Origin of the sequence: Psychrobacter sp. 4Bb, from assembly GCF_002836735.1 — a bacterium.
In the GTDB taxonomy this organism is placed as follows: Bacteria; Pseudomonadota; Gammaproteobacteria; order Pseudomonadales; family Moraxellaceae; genus Psychrobacter.
Genome location: NZ_PJAS01000061.1, coordinates 15,693 through 37,351, shown reverse-complemented (window position 1 = coordinate 37,351; position 21,659 = coordinate 15,693). Strand labels below are relative to the sequence as shown.

General features: G+C 42.1%; 16 protein-coding genes, 1 pseudogene and 1 riboswitch. Of the genes and pseudogenes, 4 read left to right on the top strand and 13 right to left on the bottom strand.

The annotated features are described in order from the left end of the window. Nucleotides 1-2 precede the first annotated feature (2 nt). A complete protein-coding gene (locus tag CXF60_RS07515; RefSeq protein WP_102091437.1) occupies nucleotides 3-1,013 on the bottom strand; it encodes an aromatic/alkene monooxygenase hydroxylase subunit beta in 1,011 nt (336 codons plus the stop codon). 49 nt (nucleotides 1,014-1,062) lie between these two features. Next, nucleotides 1,063-1,374, bottom strand: a complete 312-nt coding sequence (locus CXF60_RS07510) for a phenol hydroxylase subunit (RefSeq protein WP_102091436.1) — start codon at nucleotides 1,372-1,374, stop codon at nucleotides 1,063-1,065. Between the two features lie 370 nt (nucleotides 1,375-1,744). Here CXF60_RS07510 and CXF60_RS07505 point away from each other — a divergent pair, with 370 nt between their 5' ends. From CXF60_RS07505 to CXF60_RS07495, 3 genes are all read left to right on the top strand, one after another. Beyond that, on the top strand, nucleotides 1,745-3,562 hold the full coding sequence (locus tag CXF60_RS07505) for a sigma-54-dependent Fis family transcriptional regulator (protein WP_102091435.1): 1,818 nt from the start codon (nucleotides 1,745-1,747) through the stop codon (nucleotides 3,560-3,562). Between the two features lie 99 nt (nucleotides 3,563-3,661). Beyond that, complete coding sequence (locus CXF60_RS07500; RefSeq protein WP_320157865.1) at nucleotides 3,662-3,958, top strand: IS630 transposase-related protein; 297 nt, start codon at nucleotides 3,662-3,664, stop codon at nucleotides 3,956-3,958. Continuing rightward, complete coding sequence (locus CXF60_RS07495; RefSeq protein WP_201572146.1) at nucleotides 3,933-4,418, top strand: transposase; 486 nt, start codon at nucleotides 3,933-3,935, stop codon at nucleotides 4,416-4,418. Before CXF60_RS07500 ends, CXF60_RS07495 begins: the two co-directional genes overlap by 26 nt. Nucleotides 4,419-4,548: 130 nt before the next feature. On the opposite strand, the gene CXF60_RS07490 is transcribed toward CXF60_RS07495, so the two are convergent. The 11 genes and pseudogenes from CXF60_RS07490 to CXF60_RS07435 all read right to left on the bottom strand — a co-directional run bounded on the left by CXF60_RS07490 (nucleotide 4,549) and on the right by CXF60_RS07435 (nucleotide 19,885). Beyond that, the gene (locus CXF60_RS07490) at nucleotides 4,549-5,457 is read right to left on the bottom strand and encodes a LysR family transcriptional regulator (protein ID WP_102091433.1); all 909 of its coding nucleotides are present in this window, start codon (nucleotides 5,455-5,457) and stop codon (nucleotides 4,549-4,551) included. Between the two features lie 17 nt (nucleotides 5,458-5,474). Further along, nucleotides 5,475-6,440 carry a PDR/VanB family oxidoreductase gene (locus CXF60_RS07485; RefSeq protein WP_102091432.1) on the bottom strand — a complete coding sequence of 322 codons (966 nt, stop codon included), beginning with the start codon at nucleotides 6,438-6,440 and terminating at the stop codon, nucleotides 5,475-5,477. Between the two features lie 302 nt (nucleotides 6,441-6,742). Then, nucleotides 6,743-7,711, bottom strand: a complete 969-nt coding sequence (locus tag CXF60_RS07480; RefSeq protein ID WP_102091431.1) for a PDR/VanB family oxidoreductase — start codon at nucleotides 7,709-7,711, stop codon at nucleotides 6,743-6,745. Between the two features lie 73 nt (nucleotides 7,712-7,784). Further along, nucleotides 7,785-8,864 (bottom strand): aromatic ring-hydroxylating oxygenase subunit alpha, encoded by a 1,080-nt coding sequence (locus tag CXF60_RS07475; protein WP_102091430.1) that lies wholly within the window; start codon nucleotides 8,862-8,864, stop codon nucleotides 7,785-7,787. Nucleotides 8,865-9,027: 163 nt separating this feature from the next. Then, a pseudogene (locus CXF60_RS07470) lies at nucleotides 9,028-9,792 on the bottom strand (IS5 family transposase). A 737-nt stretch (nucleotides 9,793-10,529) separates the two neighbouring features. Continuing rightward, complete coding sequence (locus tag CXF60_RS07460) at nucleotides 10,530-11,105, bottom strand: manganese efflux pump MntP (RefSeq protein WP_102091429.1); 576 nt, start codon at nucleotides 11,103-11,105, stop codon at nucleotides 10,530-10,532. A 7-nt stretch (nucleotides 11,106-11,112) separates the two neighbouring features. Then, nucleotides 11,113-11,280, bottom strand: a riboswitch (yybP-ykoY riboswitch). 190 nt (nucleotides 11,281-11,470) lie between these two features. Next, the gene (locus CXF60_RS07455; protein WP_102091428.1) at nucleotides 11,471-13,858 is read right to left on the bottom strand and encodes a TonB-dependent receptor; all 2,388 of its coding nucleotides are present in this window, start codon (nucleotides 13,856-13,858) and stop codon (nucleotides 11,471-11,473) included. Between the two features lie 350 nt (nucleotides 13,859-14,208). Further along, nucleotides 14,209-15,693 (bottom strand): MFS transporter, encoded by a 1,485-nt coding sequence (locus CXF60_RS07450; RefSeq protein WP_102091427.1) that lies wholly within the window; start codon nucleotides 15,691-15,693, stop codon nucleotides 14,209-14,211. Between the two features lie 207 nt (nucleotides 15,694-15,900). Continuing rightward, a complete protein-coding gene (gene fhuB, locus CXF60_RS07445; RefSeq protein WP_102091426.1) occupies nucleotides 15,901-18,099 on the bottom strand; it encodes a Fe(3+)-hydroxamate ABC transporter permease FhuB in 2,199 nt (732 codons plus the stop codon). After that, nucleotides 18,096-19,070: an ABC transporter substrate-binding protein gene (locus CXF60_RS07440; RefSeq protein WP_102091425.1), complete on the bottom strand. Its 975-nt coding sequence runs from the start codon at nucleotides 19,068-19,070 to the stop codon at nucleotides 18,096-18,098. The genes fhuB and CXF60_RS07440 overlap by 4 nt, the downstream gene beginning before the upstream one ends. A 50-nt stretch (nucleotides 19,071-19,120) precedes the next feature. Further along, the gene (locus CXF60_RS07435; protein WP_102091424.1) at nucleotides 19,121-19,885 is read right to left on the bottom strand and encodes an ABC transporter ATP-binding protein; all 765 of its coding nucleotides are present in this window, start codon (nucleotides 19,883-19,885) and stop codon (nucleotides 19,121-19,123) included. A 193-nt stretch (nucleotides 19,886-20,078) separates the two neighbouring features. Here CXF60_RS07435 and CXF60_RS07430 point away from each other — a divergent pair, with 193 nt between their 5' ends. After that, nucleotides 20,079-21,419: a siderophore-interacting protein gene (locus CXF60_RS07430; protein WP_180958114.1), complete on the top strand. Its 1,341-nt coding sequence runs from the start codon at nucleotides 20,079-20,081 to the stop codon at nucleotides 21,417-21,419. Nucleotides 21,420-21,659 lie beyond the last annotated feature (240 nt).

Sequence of the window (21,659 nt, the reverse complement as noted above, 5' to 3'; positions counted from 1 at the left end):
AATTAAGCAGCAATTTGAACACTTAACCCTACTGTTTTACAACGTTTTGCTAACTGAGTTTGAATATCATCTAGTGCGATTAATACTTGCTCTTCACTAAACATTTTCTCAATTAAGGGACGATAGGCGGTGACTACTTTTTCTTGCCACTTATCTAACCATCGCTGACAGTTCTGTTTGTTATCATCACTTTCGGCAACTACTATCTTAATAGTGCTGTTACTCCAGCCAGTAAGATCTTTAAAGCAATCCTGCATAAACTCAGTTAACATAGCGACATCACGACCATTGTTTTCGACTAACCACTCATCTAAATGTTGGTAGTGAACCACATGAATAAAAGTATCCATAACTAAAGATTGTGCAATGAATAACTCAAACCAATCTTTTATAATTAAGGTATGTTCACACAATGCACGAATACCTTGCCATGCTTCATCATCCATCCAATAGTTTTTGGCTTGAGTCAATGAATCACTAGAGTTGCCATCTATTAATAAACCTATCCGCGATAGATATTGCGCCATGCCCAGTCTGTCCATGCCAGCATACAAACACGCTTGGGTAATTGCTGTGCCATAACCATAAGCAGCACCATACATATAATTTAAGTTAGCAGTCTGTTCAACATGACGTAACGGTAATAGTCCAAATGTAACTGCGTCTATTACATCTTCGCCAAGGTTTTCAACTAAATCACGCTTTTCAAAAAACTTATAACTACCTTCAGCGGTATCTTGCAGTCGTGCACGATTTTGCACATAAGCTCCATAATAAAACTGACGAGGATCTTTCAGGTCGTACCAATCTTCCATCTGAATAATCGTGTAGTTTTCATCGTTCAATGTTTTGTCAGGATTCCATAGTGGACGATAATGAGAGTTAGCCGTGCCCTGCGCATCATAAGTTGCCTCTTGATAACGAGTTGCAGGTTTGTCACCAAAACGCCGAGCGATGTTCGCATAGGTATGACGGATAGGCTCAAGGTTCGAGGTTTTAATTTCTAAAGACATGATTACTGCTCCTTTTTGAATGTAATAATTCTTGAAAATGGTAAAAGGTTTAGTGACTACTTTCAGATCGATTATTACTAATCAAAGTAGCCTCTGTGCCATAACGCCACTTATCTTCCTCCTCATCATTGAAGACCATCTGTTCTGCAGTCATTGGAATAACTTTGTTATTAATACAGAAATCTTCAAAGCTTTTAGGAGGTAAGACTAATTCGACAAATAGACTAGAGTCGCCGATAGCAAAGTCAAACATTACGAATTTAGCATCTGGCTCACTTCTTACTCGTACATATTTGGGCAAGTCATTAAAAGAAAGATTAGACTCTTGATGATAATTTGATGAGGTATTAGGTGAATTCATTCTCAACTCCTTTTCTTAAATGGTATGAATATAGACAGTCCTTATCCGGTATTTACTACCTTACAAGTTGTATGCCAACTTTATAATTATTGACTTAAGTTTTTGATTTTAATAAAATTATTAAATAACACTACGCATTAACCATCTAAGCTCAATAGTTTTATTTCATGATTTGAGTCATTCATTTTTCAAAATTTCATGAAATACTTAAATTATTAAATTTAGAATCGCTGCTCATAGTTTGATATAGCTTGATAGGCCATGTATTTAGCATGATAAAATTGCATGATTTAGATGGATGTGTAATGATGATTGGCTTAACCATCTAAGGATAGATGTTACTCAGCTCCTTACAAGGAACGCACCTGCTATGTCAAAACAAACCTCTTATAAAGATGATACTCCTGAAGTAAATGCAGTCCCTCATCCATCTAAATTTCTCGATGGCAAGGCTATACCTGAGCCAATCAAACTTAATAAAAAAAATAATAAAGAGAAAACTGAATTCTCAAAGAGAATCGAAGATTTATTGACACATCTTGAGTTTGATTTGCATTCAGGGAAAATATGGTTCGGCGGTCAACGCATGATATTAAGCCATGCTCATGCCCTATGGCGTCTACGAGAGGATGTCGAGTCGACTTTGGGTAGCGATATTATGCAGCGGCTTTTTTTTCGTTACGGTCATTTTGCTGGGGAACAAGACGCTGAGATTAGTAAGAAATTACGGCCAGAAGGCAGTTGGAAAGAGGTGTTTTTATCTGGTCCACAGCTGCATGCCATACGCGGTATGGTGAAGGTCGTTCCTGATAAAATGAGTGTCGACTTCGACAACGGTAGATTCTTTGCAAGCTTTGATTGGTATAACTCTTTTGAAGCCGCTTATCATAAAAAGTTCCATGGGGTTTCAGATAAGCCGATATGTTTTAGCTCACTGGGTTACGCCAGCGGCTATACCAGCTCCTTCTTTGGCCGTCAGATTGCTTTTAAAGAAGTACAATGCGCGGCAATGGGTTTTGATCATTGTCGTATTGAAGGGCGACCATTAGAGGACTGGGAGGAAGAAACGGATCTTGAAAGGTTTTTCAACACTGAGCGCTTAAATACTGAACTGTTTGAGCGGCGCAGTAATTTTGATGAGATAAAAAGACAAAACCCTGATTTACGTATCAACCCTGAAGGATTTTTTTCTGCTATTGGTGAATCGCCTTCTTTTAAAAAGGCAACAGCGCTGATGAAAAAGGTCGCAAAAACCAAAGCGACTGTTTTATTGCAAGGAGAAACTGGGGTTGGTAAAGAGGTGTTTGCTCAAGCGCTCCACGATGCTAGTGATCGCAGAAGCAACCCTTTCATCGCTATAAACTGTGCCAGCATCCCTACCGATCTTATTGAGTCTGAGCTGTTTGGTGTTGAAAAAGGCGCTTTTACTGGCGCTACGCAATCTCGAAAAGGCAAAATTGAAGCGGCACATTTAGGGACACTCTTTTTGGATGAGGTTTTTGAGTTATCATCGCGGGCGCAAGCAGCTCTACTGCGCGTATTACAAGAAGGTATACTCAACCATGTCGGCAGCTACATTGATATAGCTGTTGATATTCGAGTGGTGGTAGCCACCAATGAGAATCTAAAACAGGCCGTAGCTCAAGGAAAGTTTCGTCAAGATTTATATTATCGATTAAACACTTTTCCTATCTACCTACCTCCTTTACGAGAGCGTAAGCAGGACATACTTCTACTAGCCAAGTTTTTCTTACATAAATATGCGGATATGTATCAAAAAAATATTCAAGGTTTTACAGATCAAGCGCGAGAATATCTGAGTTTATATAATTGGCCAGGCAATATACGAGAGCTACAAAACGTCACCGAGCGAGCGGTCATACTCAATGATAACCACAAGTGGATTGATGCTAGTGATTTACTTTTATCCAATATCGAAGATAATAATATGAATGATAATAAGCTTCGAATATCGGCTGAAAGTGGTGGTTTACAGCATTCTAGCATTGACGACCATAGTAATACCGCACTTGCCACCTTATTCCATGGTGGCTTTGATTTAGAAGTGTTTAACGACAAGCTTATTCGTGTCGCTTTAAGTCAGTGTGATGGTAATGTATCAAAGGCTGCACGACTCTTAAATATCAGCCGCGCAAAACTTGACTATCGACTACGCAAGCTCAATTAGCGGTGATTGTTATATGCAAAGTAACTAAAACTATAGTCAATCCCACTGACTTACTCGCTAGATTATCGCAAACAAGTACTAAAAAGCTTAGACGAGGGTATGACCCTTGCCGAGGCAGCTGAGTTTTATAACCTCAGCCCAACCACCATACAAAACTGGAAGCGGCGTGTTCATAGCAAAACAACCAGGCAAACCAAGCCCTATAAAATACCAGATGATGTGCTACTTAATGATGTCAAAGAACATCCTGATGATTACCAGTATGAGCGAGCACGTCGTTTGAACTGTAGTAAAACAGGCATTCATCATGCCCTAAAGTGCCTAGGCATCAGTCAAAAAAAAGACTTTAGAACATCTAAAAGCCTGTCCGATCAAAAGAGCGATATACCACAGTAAGCTTAATAGCTTTAGGCAGCAAGGCTATCCTATCGTTTATATATACGCGCGCGGCTTTGAGAGTCAAACCATTCGCTCTCATGGTTATGCACCGATTGGTAAGCCTTGTATCGATAGCTACAACTGGCAAGGTAAAAAGCGAACCAACGTTATCGGTGCTCTATATGAAAAGATGCTGTTTGCCCTAGATTACTTTGAGACAAACATCAACAGCATCGTCTTCTATCACTGGTGCAAACACAAGCTAATCCCAAGTCTTAAAACAAAATGCGTGATTGTGATGGATAATGCCAGATTTCATAAGAGCAAGCGTATTCAAAAGCTACTGAATAGACATGGTCATCGTATTTTATGGCTGCCACCGTACAGCCCTGATCTAAACTATCGAAAAGAAATGGGCTCAGGTGAAGTTTCTACGCCAAGGCTGGATGGAAAACGACTTATCCAAATTGTTCTATGATGTTTGTCCTAACCATAACAATTTTATTTTGAACTGACTATAGCGTTATGAATCTTTAATTTAGCTGACACAGAGTTTTGAACGTCCTCTACCTTTGATACATATTCTTTTCATCAATAAGTCGATACGATTAAGTAGACTTTAACTTATGATTAAATATTTTTTTAGCTACATTAACGAAATTATCAACGACGGTATAGTTTTCTTTTTTTCGGTATCTGAGAATAATTGGGCTAAAAGCAAACTCTTCACTTAGAGGAAGAAATACCAGATCTTTACTATAAAGATTAACCACCCCCTCATTCACTATTGTAATTCCAAATCCAGCCAACACTAATCCCAAAGCAGATTGAATATCACGTACAGGCTCAAATAAATTTGAGGGTGACATCATTTTGACTTCGAAAATTTCAAGAATAATTAATAGGAAATTTGGTTGTGGAGTATCAGGAAATAAAATCATCGGTTCATTAACGATATCTTCTAAAGACAGAGACTGGTTAACTTTTAGCTGTAACAGTGGATGCTCTTTGTATAAAGCAACATAAAGTTTTTCTTCTTTCAGAATAATACGCTCAATCTCGTGATCTATAATTTTAAGCCCACCAACTCCTATGTCAATCTTGCCGTTTTTTAATTCTTCAATCTGTTGAAGAGTATTCATGGCTTCGACATGAATGGAAATATCAGGATACTTTAATCGGTAATATTTGATGCATTCTGCCAGTTCGCTATACATGGCAGAACCAATAAATCCAATACGCAGTGTATTATTGGCTCCGCCAATTTGCTGAGTCATCTTCTTAAGATGCATTTCACTCTGCACAATTTTTTTAGAATTTTCATAGAAGTATTTACCTGCCTCTGTCAATTCTATGGATCGAGTATTACGTACCAATAACGACACTTCTAACTCTTCTTCCAAATTTTGTATAGCACGACTTAATGGTGGCTGAGCAATAAATAATTTTTCAGCCGCTTTTGTGAAACTCATCTCATCAGCTACAGCAATGAAATATTTCATTTGGCGAATATCCATATTGTGCGGCTGTCCTCTTAAAGATCAATAATAAGGTGCTGTGATTTTATTTTTGAACAGCAGGGTGTAAACATAGTCAAATGGTCTGTTTCATTTAAAATCATATCCTGATGATGTAACTCACCTCCGGTATAACGCAGCGTACATGTGCCACAAATACCCTGTTCACATGACATTGGTACTACATAACCTGCCTTATTTAAAACCTCGGCAATATTATCCGTTTGTAATAATGAAATTTTTTGACCTGTAGATGCAATTTCTAAGCTATGCTCTTGATCAGATGCTAACAGCAACTCAGTCATAGGATTTTTAAAACATTCTTTATGAATAAATTCTTTTGTCCATTGCATAGCTAATGCCTGCGCTTCGACATACTGAATAAAATGTCCAGAGCCACAAACATAAATGTGTGTATTGACTTTTTCTTGCTGTAAAACTGCTGCGATATCAAAGCCGTTAGTTTGTTGATTACCAATATAGGTCACATAATGGCTATTACGGTTCATGATATGAAATTCATCAATACGGTCAATAAATGGGATATTCGGCTGACGTATACAGTAATGTAAATCACATTTACGTTGATCGATAGCAAGGCTCGACCACATACTCAAAATAGGTGTAATGCCGATTCCACCTGCAATCAACAGAACTTTTTGGTCAGTATCATCGAGTTCAAATAGATTACGTGGTTCACTTATTTTAATAAGGTCGCCCACTCTAAGTTGCTCGTGAATATAACGAGATCCACCTAGTGATTGCGGCTCTTTTAAAACACCTATTTCGTAATATCTACGGTCTTGTAGTGGACTGATGAGTGAATATTGACGTACTTTGCCATGAGGAAAATGGAAGTCTATGTGCGCACCACTATTAAAATGAGGTAATAACTTGGTATGAATTGGAACAAGTTGAATACTTAGGATATTGTCAGATTCATAGCGCATTTGCTTTATGCGCACATCAATGAGGTTATTCACATTCAATCCATATCTTCTACAGGGTTTAAAATTATGATTCGATATATCTTTATTAGGCCGTGTCCCTAATTTAAAAATACGGTAAAAAGTGCCAAACTACGCCTAAATTTATAGAATTTAGAACAGGAAAAAATGGCACGAATCGCATTGGCAGATGAATTCTAAAAGTCAGCCTATGATTCTCATTCTTCAAGTTTATAGCAAACCTTAACCCTGTATTTTCTTTCGAATGATTGATATTTTTTTCATGATGAATATCCTTATTGATTTAATGCACATTGTACTGTATAAAATCAATTAGTTTAAAGGTCTAATTCCAGAACAGGAGAACGTGATCTAGAAACACAAATCATCATCCGTTGGTTGCCTTGTTTCTCAGTATCACTTAAAACCATATCTAAGTGCTCAGGTTCACCACGAAGTACTCTGCATTCACATGCGCCACAAATACCCGCACGGCAAGAAAATGGCACCTCTACGCCCTGCGCTTCGATTGCTTCCAAGATTGACTGCTCAGGTTTTACAAGAATGTCGCGTCCTGATTTTGCTAATTTTACGGTAAAGTCTAATATAGCCAGTTCTGTCTTATTCTCTGACGTATTCAGTTTCGGCGCATTAAACCATTCAAAATGTACTCTTTCTGCAATATCAGCTGAAGCCTCTTTGAGTGCCAGCATTAGTGGATTTGGACCACAGCAATAGATATGGGTATTTTCAGCATTATCTTGTACAATTTTTTGTAAATTCAACAAATCTGCTTGTTCATCATTGAAATGGAAATGAATATTTTTTTCCTGATTAAGCGCACATAGACTTTCATAAAATGCAGCACGTTGTCGATTTCGTACAGAATAATATAATGTCCATTTTTTTTGATGTGCAATACACCAATGAATCATCGAAAGAATTGGAGTAATCCCAATCCCTCCTGCAATAAAACAATATTGTTCAGCATCAACCAACTCAAAATGATTACGTGGTGTGCTTACGCTCAGCATATCACCGAGCTTTATCTTTTGATGAATAAAAGCTGAACCACCCTGGCTATTTGGATCCAAACTCACAGAAAATACATAACGATCACTCTCTACAGATGAATTTAACAATGAGTAATGTCTCGTCAGTCCATTCGCAAGATAAATTTCTATATGCGATCCTGGTGTAAATGATGGAAGTGCTTGTTTCTTTTCATCTCTAAGCTCCAAGAGCAGGATACCTTTGGCTTCACATTGGATATCTGTCACTCTGAGCTTTAATTTTCCTACTGTCATAACCACCACCTCCTTTTAGTGGAATGAACGTGAAGTACTTCTCAACAAGTACTTCACGATGTATTGATAATATTTAAGCTTGATTTTGCTGTGTCTCTTGGCTAATCAGCTCTAAAAGTTTCTTACGTACACGTACAGGTGCAATATCATTTGACATTAATACTGGGTCTAAAGAGAAGAAATCGGTAGTTTCCATCTCTGTCTGTACGGCTTCAAGTAACGGTACGTCTTCATCTTCAAATGCACGATGCATATTCTGAATTTTCATCATATTAAAACTTGCATCTTCTTCGATATGATTACGACGTGTCGCAAAGAAATAGTGTGTTGTGGTATCAGTTTCAGGGGTGGTAGTATGTAAATCATATTGATTTAAATCATCTACGCCAAATTCTCCGTTTTGTACAGCAGCAACAGTAAGTTGAATATGCGAAGGTGCCGTCCATGTAATGTTAAAATATTGCTGAGCTGAGGCTTGTGGATCTGGTAACAATGGTGCAAAAATCATCATTGCAGGTTGTTGTTCCCATTCCCAACGTGCAGAAATACTATTATATGTTTCTGTAACCTGTGGAATAATTGGTGACAGCTTGCCACGCGTTGTAATAATTTCACCATGTACATGATCGATATGACTTAAATCCATTACATTATCGGTTATGAGCTCAAAATTGCATTTTACATGCATATAGGTATGACCAACCGAATTTGGATGTCCTGACAATAGTTCGCTGTAATCTGGGATTAAATTTTCATCGGCGTTTTCTGCGTTACCCATCCAAATCCAAATAAAACCATAACGTTCTATCAAAGAAAAAGATTGTATTTTCGCCGCAGTTGGAATGTGACCTTTCCCGTGAGGATTATGTACACATTGACCAGTGCAATCAAATTTTAAAGCATGATATGGGCAAACCAATTGGTCGCCTTCTCTTCTCCCTAAACTTAAAGGTGCGAAACGATGAGGACAACGATCATGTAGCGCAACAGGCGTACCATCTTGAGTGCGATAAATTACCATGTTGATATTCATAATTTTGCGCTTAAATAGATTAAATGCATCAACCTCGGTTGAAAGCGCAGCAACATACCAGCATTCTTTTAAAAAAACATCCTCAGACTGCGTGTGCGTTTTAAAAATCATCTTATTCATTTAGCATCTCCTTGCTATATTGACAATATTTATTGAACTATTCCGTTTAGCTAATTACTTTATAAATGAGTTTAGAAACGTTTTCCAATATCAAATATCTCTTAATTGGATACTTTAAAGGTATTAATTCTAAATTGTAGATTTAACTAGGGTGTGTTGACAATTACCGTAAATGGATAATCGTCGCTGCTAAATAGATATTAGCAGCAAACGACTCATCCGTTTTTTCAGCACGCATGGCCATTTTCTTGAAATCTTTCAGCTTACAGAAGAAGTTCTCGATTAAATGACGCCACTTGTACATTTCTTTATCGAAATCTCGTTGCTTTAAACGCTCGTTGCTTTAAACGAGAGCGTTTAGGGGGTATGACCGCTTTGCTACCACGCTCTTTTCAGTCTAGCAGTAGCCAATCCGTGTCAAAGGCTCTATCAGCAAGCAATGCATCAAACTCTTTGTCTTTCATTAAAGGGTTAACGCCAGCCATGTCATGCTGTTGTCCTTTCAATAAAGTAAAATCAACAAGGTTGCCTCATGCATCAACCATTGCCATGATTTTAGTGGTCATACCGCCTCTTGATTTGTCAATTTCCTGATGACAAGCCCCCCTTTTGCGCCTTGTCCATGACGATGTACCTTAACAATAGTGCCATCAATCTTGGCATACTCTAAATCTGAGTCATTCAGAGCATTAAATAGCTTGCTGAATCTATCGCTTTTTACCCATCGACGGTAGCGCTTATAAACACTGTTCCAGTTACCAAATTCAGGGGGTAAGTCTCGCCACGGACTACCTGTTCGGACAATCCATAGAACAGCTTCGATAAATAGTCGATTATTTACCGCTGTTCTACCAACATCGGTCTCTTTACCTGCACAATACGGTTCTATCTTTGCCCACTGGGCATCACTTAGTGTTAATCTTGTCATAACAATATGATTATCAATTATTCTCTATATGTCAACACACCCTAAAATATCTTTATTTCAACCACATATAAATAAAGCCAGCTAGCAGCTAGCTTTTTTGATACCTTGAACTGAATACTTGTCCCTTACTGTTAAGTATCAGTAGATAGCAGCCATAACTATTTAGACTTTTAGAGAGTATCAATACTATTAATTTGATACTATTTTGATACTCTAAATTTATTGATACGCATATCTACTTGTTGATAGGTATATTTATCTTTTAATCCCATCCTTTAATGGGAAAGGCTTTCAGACAATAATTGCAGCTAATTATCGCCATCCATTGTGTATTGTTGTTGTAAAAACAAGGACTCATAATCCTTTGGTCGTAGGTTCAAGTCCTACTGGGCCCACCATATTTGAGTTTTAATAAAAAAGACCTTCAAGAGATTGGAGGTCTTTTTTATTGTCTGTTGTTTTTTTAGTAAATAACAACTATGTGTATAAGCATAGATATAGGCACTTTATTCAAGCCTCTTCGCTGACAACGGATAATTATTGATAGTTTTGTAGTGCTAATTTTTTTAGACCTCTTGCGAGCCGCTACAGCGTAATGTGCTAGTTTTAGACCCAAAAAGCCTAATTATTAATATAAATAGGCTTTTCTTAGGTAAACAGGTTTTCTACATCCAAAAGTCAGTAACAGATCTATACATGTAATGACTATCTGTTCGTAGTAGACAGTTTTTATATAATCATTGAAGATGGCTTAATAAAATCCATGCACCGATGGCAATTAGCATCACACCACCAAATATTTCAGCTCTATGACCGATTAGGGAGCCCAATGCTTTTCCTAACATCACCCCTAGCGTGACCATTACTGTAGTGGCCAAGCCAATAAGACCTGCCGCCAGTAAAATATTGACCTTTACAAATGCTAGGCTCACACCGACAGCCATGGCATCGATGCTGGTACCAAATGCAGTCAAAGCAAGTTTGAAAAAAGAATGTCTCGACGGCGCTTCTGCCGTTTCATCACTTGGTTTCAGTCCCTCATAAAGCATGTGCAGACCGAGAGCTGCAAGAATGACAAACGCGACCCAATGATCCCATGCCTCAATAAAAGACGCATCTATAAAGGATGTAGCAGAGTGACCAATTAACCAACCAATAATAGGCGTGATCGCTTCAATGGTGCCAAAAATAACACCCATTCTGAAGGCTTCAATAAAACGAGGGTTTTTAAGAATTGCTCCTTTACTGATTGCCACAGAAAAGGCATCCGTAGACATAGAAAAAGCAAGTAATAGAAGTGCGATAGGATTCATGTGATTTTCTCTGGTCGAGTATAGAGTCCACGACATAGCCACACCCCCGACCTGCAGTGTAGATATATCGATGGTCTCGCCAACCGAGAGGTGTTCGCACCATGGCATGTGGCCAAGTATGTTGATACGAACGCTTTCGCAGTACGAAAGCAGGCTACTCCCCAAAGAGTGCTTAGATTAGCATTGATACGCTATAAGTCAATCATAAAATACTAAAGAAGAATTTTACACCTGATAAAGCGTGAAGTTGGAAACGCTAGCAAATACTCTTGGAGCAGATGAATGATTTAGAGAGTTATGAACATTAAAAAACCCTTCACGCTAAATTTTCATAGCATGAAGGGTTTTTTAATGCGTGACGCTTTTTAGTAATCCACGGTATAGCTCAAGCCGTAAGTTGTCCCTGAAGCAGGTAAGCGGTTTAAATCGCCAAAGGTCGTTTGATGATACACGGTCTGATAGTCTTTGTTTAAGATATTATACACGCCGTAGCCCATACGTCCGACAGGTAATTTGACTTGCCCAAGCACATCAAAGGTCGCATAGCCTGTCAATGGCTGCGCACTCGCGTCTGGGTCGTTCTGTTGGTCTTTATAAGCCTTGTCGCTACCGCCGACTGCCAGCGCTTGCAAGCGAATGTTACTGCCTTCGCTAAAGTTATACTGCGCGTATGCCGTGCCTTTGAGTGGCGTCAGGCGTACTGCATCCAGCTCCAGCCAGTCGCCGTCTTTTTTGTATTGCCCGCGGGTATAAGCAACACTGCCGCCTACTTGCCAGTCTTTGTTTAAATCATGCGTGAGCGAGGCTTCAGCGCCGTAAATACGTTCGTCCGTATCGACGACTTCGACGGTATAGTCGTTGGTAAAGCGCACGGTTTTGTCTGAGTCGTTATAAAAACCGCTAACCTTTGCGCTGGTATCACCGCGCGTACCTGTCCAGCCCAGCTCGTAGTTATTGATAGAAATGGGCTGAATATTGTCTGAGTTGACCACAAATCCAGCGCGCACGTCACGTAAGGCGCGCTGCACGTCAGCCGTGGTAAAGCCTTGCGAGAAGTTAGCAAAGACTTGGTCGTCATCGGTCAACTGATAGCTGGTACCAAGGTTAAACAGCACTTTGTCGTGCTTACTGCTACCCGCCTCAACCGCGCCTGCTTCGTAATCAATACCGTAAGCGTCAGCAATATCACTGATGCCATTGGTCGCAAAATAATCCGCCAATAGCTGTTCATAAATGGGCACAAAACGGTCGGTATCCGATTTGATGTTTTGATAGCGCACGCCAGCGCTGGTGTGCCATTTGTCGGTCATATCCACATCGGCATTGACGAACGCGCCCCATTTATCGATAGTGGTTTTTGGTCCGCCGTTATAGCTCAGACCATTACTTGTTGAAGTCAAGCCATTACTTGCAAGGAAGGTAGTCAGGTCTTGGCCATAATAGGTCTGCTCACTCTCTTCACGTTCAAAGTCCGCGCCATAGCTGAACAAGGTATTTTTACCCATAACATCGGTTTCAGTCTGCATAGCGGCGCGCAATCCCATCACCTCAATGTCCGCTTCTGATTGAGTAACCACAGCCGATGCAGCCAATAATTTTCCTAAGGTTGTTTCATCCGTCAAGCCATTATTTACCCACACCTCTTGGGCTTGTTTGTTAAAAAGCTTTCCTGACGGATAAAAGCGCGCCTTTTCGTCACGGTAATAGCCTGTCAGACTTAAGTTAGAACCCAAAAAGTCGCTGTCATTGTAGTTTAGGTTGACCGAGCTTTTGGTATTGTAGGGCTGGTTTTCGATATTGGCGCCATCGATAGCACGTAGTGACGGTATAGTACCTTTTACTAGCAGTACAGACAGATCATTGCCGTAATCGACGCCATAATCGGTATCTTGCTCGCTGTCATAATAAGTCGCCGCAAGATTCATGGTTTTGGTATCGCTAATATCAAAGCCAAGGTTGGCGTTGACGCTGATAGTATCGGTGTCTTGGTTGTCGGTTTGGTTGGCATCAGGGCTGATGCGGTCGCCATGACTGTCAAACTTGCCACCTGTGGTCTCGTAGTCTACATCGACATTACCATACACGCGCTCGCCGCCGTAGCCGATGCTTTGTCCCACATGATAGCCGAGCGAGTCGGATTTAAACTCGCGGCTGCTGTTGATGCCAAGGCGCGTCTGTCTTGTCAAGCCATAGCCTGCCGTCGATTTGGTCACAATATTAATCAGACCGCCGGCTGCCCCCGCGCCATAGATGCTGGTCGCACCTGAGAGCACTTCGACGCGCTCAATTTGCTCAGGGTCGATGCTGTTTAGCTCGCGTGACAGACTGCGCGAGCCAGATAATGGCACGCCATTTAGCAAATACTGTACAGGACGCCCGTGCATGGTCGTGCCGTAGTTACTAACCGAGCCGCTGCTCACGCCAAGGCTGGGCACGAGCTGGGCTAAGATGTCCCCAACCGTGCGGTTACCTGTCGCCTGCGCCTGAATGTCCGCCTCATAAATCACTTGCGTGACAGCAGGCATTTCACTGATTTTCTGTGCCAGCGCTGTGCCTGTTTTGGCATTGGCACTAACTGTAATAGCATCTAAAGTCACACTAGGTACATCGCTTGATGATGCATTCGGGGTCGCCGCAGCGGTGGCCTGCACACCTGATGCACTTTGCACTGAATTGGTATTAGTTTGGGCGTATAACTGCTGGCTGATACAAAGGGTAAGAAGAGATAGAGCAACATGATGGTGGCTTTTCATAATTACTTCACTTAGGTTATTTCACTTAGTTGGATAGGTGGACAGTGATACGCGTTATATTTAGCAAATAATACTGTATGTACTAACTTTGTGAATGACATTCTAAATGATAATGATTTTTATTTCTATAAGTATTTACAAATAGGTTTTTATAAGTAGCGAGTGACCATGTTGACTGACTTACTGCAATTACCGTCCGTTTCTTTGGTAAATTTGGCGAAATGGTTAGACAGTGACATAAGCGGCTTGTCTCAAAGTTTGTTCAAATAAATAGATAAAAGGGATAAGCCTTCAAGCAGATCGTCATTGACACCGGTAATCTACATGCTGCCCAACTATGAAGTTGATCGTTATGGCGCGCGGGGTAATTTGCACGCTGAAGGAATCGTAAATATCAAAATTACAGCGATAATTACCAATACTTCTTGGATCGCGCTTGCCATGCTGTTACTACTACCTGCTGCCAATAACTGCGCACTTCGACTGCCTATATAAAGGGTGGACAGCGTGATAAATATAGTAGAGATGATACGGCGACTGATGTTATTAAGGGCGGCTCCCTCAGTGACTGCGTCTTTGGGTAAGCTACTAAACCCAACCGTGGTGGTTGGCAGATACGCCAAGCCTACCCCAATACCTCGTACACTCATAATTAGCATTAATAGCCAAAGCTTGGGCTGATACAAGCACCACGCCAGCATAAAGGTAGACAGCGCACTAATCGTGATACCCGCCATACCAATCCCTCGGGCACCGCGTTTGTCTACCCGCTTGCCAGCGTAATGCGTGGTGATACTGGCCACGAGCGTCGCGACCATCAGGACAACACCTGTCCATAAGGCATTCTCGCCCATCACGTCTTGGATTAACACGGGCAATAGCAAGAGACACAACATCAAACCGACTGTTTGGCTAATGCTAATGATATTACTGTGCAAATAGGTCTTATTGTTAAACAAGCGCACGTTCAATAACGGATGACGCTGACGCCGCTCATATGCCCACCAAACCATCGCAGACAGTAGAAATCCAATAGATAATAAACCCAACGTGGCTATCTTTAATAATCCGTCACTGCTGAGTAGCCCGCCAGTAAAATCTATTTTCAGCGTGCTCAGCCAAACCATCATCGCAAGCAGCCAAACAAGCAAACTGATAAACCCGATGATATCGAAAGGGGTTTCTTGATCATGTGAGCGCATGTCAGGTATTAGCCGCCATACCATCGCCATGACCGCCACACTAAGTGGCAACGTAATGGCAAACAGTGTCCACCACGCAAACTGCTCAACCAAGTAAGCACCGACCAAAGGGCCAAACGCTAATGACATCATAATAACAATGCCCCATAGCGCCATTACTCTGCCGTGCTGTTGCTGCGGATAAATCTGATACAGCATACCAATAGACAGCGGGATAATCAGACCGCCACTCAGTCCTTGTATAGCCCTAGCAATAATGACAAAGCTCATACTAGACGCCAGCATGCCAATAACTGAGCCCAACATAAATCCAAAAATTGCCGCCAAATAAACATGCTTAAAAGGAAACTTTTTGTTTAAGTAGCCACTCAGCATCAGCCCCACACTCATGGCCAAGACATAAGCATTTAGCACCCAGCCGCCCATCACGATATCGACATCAAACACCGACATAAAGACAGGAATCGCTGGATTGAGCGCACTATTGCTAAAGCTGACGACCGTACCGCCGAGTAGTAATGTCAGTAATATCTGCTGTACTTGTTTGTCGCTCAAGCCATCACTACTACTCTGAGAGACTTCGCTTATAGGCGACTCAGTTGTAGATGCCTTATTTATAGGGGCATTGCTCATTAAGCAGTGGCACCATAAAATTGAGTGATGGTCGGCATGACTTGCTCCTAGTTATTATTTTGCTAGCCTGCCGAGCACGTCATCCAATCTCGCTGAAACTTAGCATCATTATTCTTATCAAAATACTGATCAAATAAGGTTAGATAAGCCTCTGCTGAATGAAGTCAAAATTGTCGGCTATTCAAATTCAATGCTTGCAGACATGAGCTACCTTTTTGCTGAGGCTGGTACCTTACGAATGAGCCATAAGAAATACCCACCACCGATAATGGCAGCAATCGTACCAGCTGGCAGCTCATAAGGGAAAATAACATAACGGCCAATCCAATCCGCTATCACCATTACCCCTGCCCCTAAAAGTGCAGCTAGTGGCAATTGTCGTTCAAGCTTCACAGCTCCCAGTGAAGTAGCCAAATGCGGCACCATCAAACCAATAAAGCTCAATGGGCCAACGGCAAGCGTGCTGGCCGTACTAAGTGCTGCTACTAATGCCAATAACGACAAAGTCACTGGCGTAACCGCCACACCCAAATTACGCGCCACACCTGTACCTAGCCCAAGAACTCGCAAAGGCTTAATCAGCAATAGGCTAAGCACAAATAAGATAGCAGCGATGCCAATGAGATACCATACCGTACTGGGCTGAGCGCTATAAGTTGTCCCTGACAGCCAGCTGAGCATCGCTTCTAGACGCGGATCTCCTGAAAGCTTGACCATATGCATCACCCCATCCATCATGGCGGCAATGCCTATACCTACTAACAATAAATAACCTGAGCTGACCCTGCGTGCTAGCCAAATAATCAATAGCAGCACGGCCATCGCCCCTGACAGTCCTGAAATTAGCAACGTCCCTGCTCCCGCAGATAGCCCTAAACTTGGTAATAATAAAAACCCTAAAATAACCCCAAGTGCCGCGCCTGAACTGACACCTAGCACCTCAGGACTGGCCATAGGGTTACGCGTTAATGTTTGCAGTAGCACACCGGCGACTGCTAACATCAAGCCTGTGGCAGCAGCACTCAAACTGCGAGGTAAGCGGTACTGCTGCGTGAGTGCCCAGTCCGTACTGAGCCCCCAACCATTGATATCTTGTACAAATAAACAGGCAAACATGATAATAGCGAGCACGCCAACGCCCCATCGCCAAAAGGCAATGGATGTATGCTTACCTGCAAGCATCGGTGTCACTGTCTCTATCCGCTCGCGACGCTGACGCAAAATCAGCCAAATAATCAGCGGTGCACCCAAGATACCTGTCATGGCATCAGCTGGAATCTGCATATCAAGTAACGGCTCAAGCAGTAACGCGACATTACTGGTCAACAACAACAGCAGCGCCCCCAACCCAAAAGCAGTAGCCAAACGCTTACCAATAGCAGAGATGCCCAGCGCATTGACCAAACTTGCCGCACCAAGACCAATAAAACCAATCAAGCCCACTTCACTAACCACTAAAGCGGTCACAACGGCGACCACCAATACAACAAGTGCGCGAATCCCATTAATAGGTACACCCAGACGTTTTGCCTGCGTGTCATCTAGACTCATCAGCGTTAATGGTTTTAGTAATGGCAGACATACGACCGCCATCAAAATAGCAGTGATGACTAGCGCGATACTGGTATGCCAGCTATTTTGTGCCAAAAACCCAGCCGCCCATGACAGCATGCCATTACTACGCTCAGCAAAAAACAGTACTAGAACATTGGCTACTGCGGCCAGCAAAATATTGACGACCAAACCGGCCAATATCAAAATCAATGGATTAAATCGACTGGGTGCTGACAAGGCAAATACCAGACCCATACTAATGATAGCCCCCACAAAGGCCACGTAAATTCCGCCATAAATAGCCAAGCTTGGCAAAAACAACGTGACAATGAGCATGGCCAACTGTGCACCCACGCCCACCCCTAGCGTCGTATCTGATGCTAAGGGGTTTTTTACCAATTGCTGTAGTAAAATACTGACCACGCCTAATAGCCCGCCAGCCAACAACGCCACCACGCTGGTCGCCACTAGATGCAGCTGTATCGCCATACTGGCAATATCCAATTGCGAGCTTGGTATAAGCAAGTCACTGACTGGGCGCGTCCACTGCTGATCTAGCAGTGCCCAACTACTCCATAATGACAGAGCCGCTAATCCGATGAGCATGGCCCATAGTCGCCAAGACAAATTGGCAAACAAGGAAGTTTGAGAATTGGGTTGGTTCGGTGGCTGATTCAGTGGTGATGATGACTGTTTCAATGATTGCGACGATGATAACGTTGATGAAGGTTTTGAAACCGTTGCTGCTTGAGAGGCTAATGTCATCGTATGAGCACTGTTGTTATGAGAACTGTCGATGTGGTTATTGATATTATTGTTTTGGTTGTTGTGAGTATCTGCATTGGCGCTCATAGTACTTCCCCGCCTTTTAATGAAACTTCTGACAAGTTATTTGCTAAGCTGATCAATGATGACATCCCCCCATAAATCCATACTGGTGGTAGCTCGCCCACACAGCGGGTATTGCCATAACCTAGGCGCTGCCAAATCAAGCTGTCATCAATTTCAGCTCTAGTAATTGGGCTTAGTGGATCGATAATTAATAAACAAGTCTCATCATCTAATTGCGCCAAATCTCCCATTCGTATTGGCACAAACCCCCACTGATTGCCCTTTCCCAATACCACAAGCTCTCTGTCCATCTGCTCTAACGCAGGCTGAAATAAGCTGTTTGCCACATACATACGCATGTTATTAGCATCCGCAAACTGTACCACTGCGAATTTCTTGGCTTTTGGATAACGCTCCTTGAATTGCTGACTGGCTAGCTTTATGTTTTTCTGACTTTGTGCAATATAGTCTTCAGCCATCTTTGGGTTATCGATCAGTACGCCAAGCTCCCGCGTCGGCTCGGTATAGTCAGCCCAAGTTGCCGTCTCTCCTTTTGCCGCAGACATCACAGATTCCGCAGGGACATCGCCGTATAAGTTACGTGCATGCTCATAAAAATAATTATCTATGACCATATCGACAGGCAGTTGAGCGATTAGCTCAGCGTTGGGCTGATAGCGTATACCTAAGTCTGTTATCGACGCTGGCAGTTTGGGGCTTCCCACCCATCTGTCCCAAACCCTGACATCACCTGTCGCAATTGGTGCATGCCCCATCGCTGTTAAAGTCGCTGCATTACCCCAGTCAGGAGACACGATATTCATCCTATCGCTATGACTGTTTTCTACTTCTGAGGTAGTGGATGTTTGACTATTACAGGCGGTCAATACCAAACACAATGCGAGGGCGAACCATTTCAGTGCTGTCATTACTGATACTGACGTAACTAGTAGACGTTTCGATAATTTATCTGTATAAAAAACGGGAGGCATAGAAGCGTATCTTTGTAGGCGAATTAAAAAGAAGGGGCAAAAACCAGACGTTAAGCGACAGCGACAGGCTGTCCAGTAATAGGATGACTGAGTAGCTGCATATCGACATTAAAGATATCGTGTAGCACGGTAGGTTGCATGGTACTGGCGATATCGCCGTTGTGGCATATTTGACCATTTTTCAGCGCGATGACTCGATCGGCATATTGCGCGGCCAAATTAATATCATGGATAATAATTACCACGCTTAATCCTTGCTCGTCCACCAGACGACGAATGAGCTGAATGACCTCGATTTGATAGTGCATATCAAGTGCAGCAAGTGGCTCATCGAGCAATAAGTAACGGGTATCCTGTGCCAGACACATCGCAAGCCACGCACGAGCGCGCTCACCACCAGATAGCGTGGTAGTAATTCGATCAGCAAACGCTTCGGTTTGAGTCACTTTTAATGCTTGCGCGACTTTGTCTTTATCTATTTGAGTTGGCTTTTGCAGCCATTTTTGATGAGGATAGCGCCCTAGCATGACCAGCTCACGCACCGTGAATCCAGCAGCTTCTGGCAATTGCTGCGGCAGATATGCCATTTGCCGCGCTAATTCCTTACTGCCATAGTCATTGATACTGTGCTCATCTAAAGTGGCATTGCCGCTACTACTTGCCATCTCACCCGCTAGCGCTTTGATCAAGGTCGACTTGCCAGACCCATTATGCCCAACCAAAGCCACCAGTTGATTGGTATCAATCTCACAAGTCACATTGTCTAATAGAGTATTTCCTTGACGGCTGATAGTCAGCTGGTTTGCACGTAGCATATAAGCACTCATTGTTGATAAAAATAATATGTCATAAAAATTAGGGTTTATCGGCTATCGGTTGTAGACCAATTTTTGACGATCAAACCACAATAAAAATTGATTTTACTCGTAAATGATAACAAAAACAATTATCATTAACTATAAACTCATTCACTTTAATTTCAACGCTCTGTTGATTGCGAGTATTTATATGACTAATCTTCTTTTAGCTTCTACAGAAAACATCGATAACCAAAACAATCAACACACTCCCCTAAACGACCCTGAAATAGCAGGTGTGGTCGCGCATATTAATGAAGAGCACCTCGACGAACTGCTTGGATTTTTGAGTGCATTTACCTCATTATCTACCACCGAATTGGATCTGGTCGATGCGCAAATAACTGATATTTATGCTGAAGGTATTGCTATACAGACTTGTCTAAAAAGCTCAGAAATTCAACCAGCTGGCGCTCACAATACCTCGCTCCATAACCAGACTTTCTTTATCGCTTTTGCCGCCCCCATCTTCCAGCTTGATGACTTGCAAGCCCAATATATTTTGCTAAAACAAAGAGCAGATAAAAAGCTAGGCAAAAAAACAATCAAACTGACCAAGCAAGTATTTGAGGTACAAAATAGCTATAGAATCAGCAAAAATATGCTGCGCCTTGAATTGAGCATGCTGTCATTAAGCGATACGCCATTAAATAATGCCGCTCAATTAAGTAATGCTAAGGGCGCAAAAAACTCGACGTCAGTACCTACCAACGAAGCGGGTTACGCTTACTTGTTTGATTTAGAGCACAATGCAATGACCAACGCATTGATGACTGATAGCACTGATGGCAATAAAGCTGGTGACTATAAAACTAATGGTAGCGATAAGGAGAACGTACGCCCTGCTCGTCTTCACTGTTATTACACTTTGAGAAAAGCATGGCAAGCTGATGATGAGATAAGAGCTTGGGTCGATGTTTTTTTGCATGGGGATACGCCGGGCGGCAACTGGGCAACAGCACTACAAGCAGGCGAGACCGTCGTCACAAAACGAGAGTTTCCAGAAAAGGTAGAGCACTTACGAGACGGTCAAGCGGTACTGATTGTCGATGAGACATCAATGCCAACGGCAGCACGACTGCTAGAGCTATGGAACAATCCTACACCACCATTGGTCATTTGCGTGACGCAAGATGCAGGCGATCAAAGCTACCTCGATACTGTAAAAATGCGCAGTTGCATTGATAACATTGGTAATGACAACAGCAATACTGACAGTGACACTAATAATGATTGCGATACGGAAAGCCGCAAGGATGATCGTTTTACCGTATTGCCTATAGTGACCAATCAACCAAACTCAGGAGCAGAGTTAGCCACGCTAATTGACAGAGAGTTAGGCGACTATTTGACTGACAATCCTCTACAGATTGATAAAGTTTGGGGGGCGCTAGAAGCAAATACTGCCAAAGCATTGCGCCCATTGCTGAAAGACCGACTTGAGCTAAGTCGTACCGATGTCGTGGTAAAGGTCTACTGGCGTCACGATTAGATTAGCCTTATAAAATGAAACTCAAAACCTATCCTATATATAGTGGATGCTACTGACGCATCCACTATTAATGTTTGCAGCAACGAATGCATGTAGGGTATAGTTTTCATTTTGAACGTTTAATCAACATAGTATATCGGCAGATAGTTTTATCGCTAGGATTACCAGTGATAGTCGAGTAGCACTTAGAGACTCATTTTTAATAGACTGTCTAACACCTGTGCCAGAATGCACTGTTAT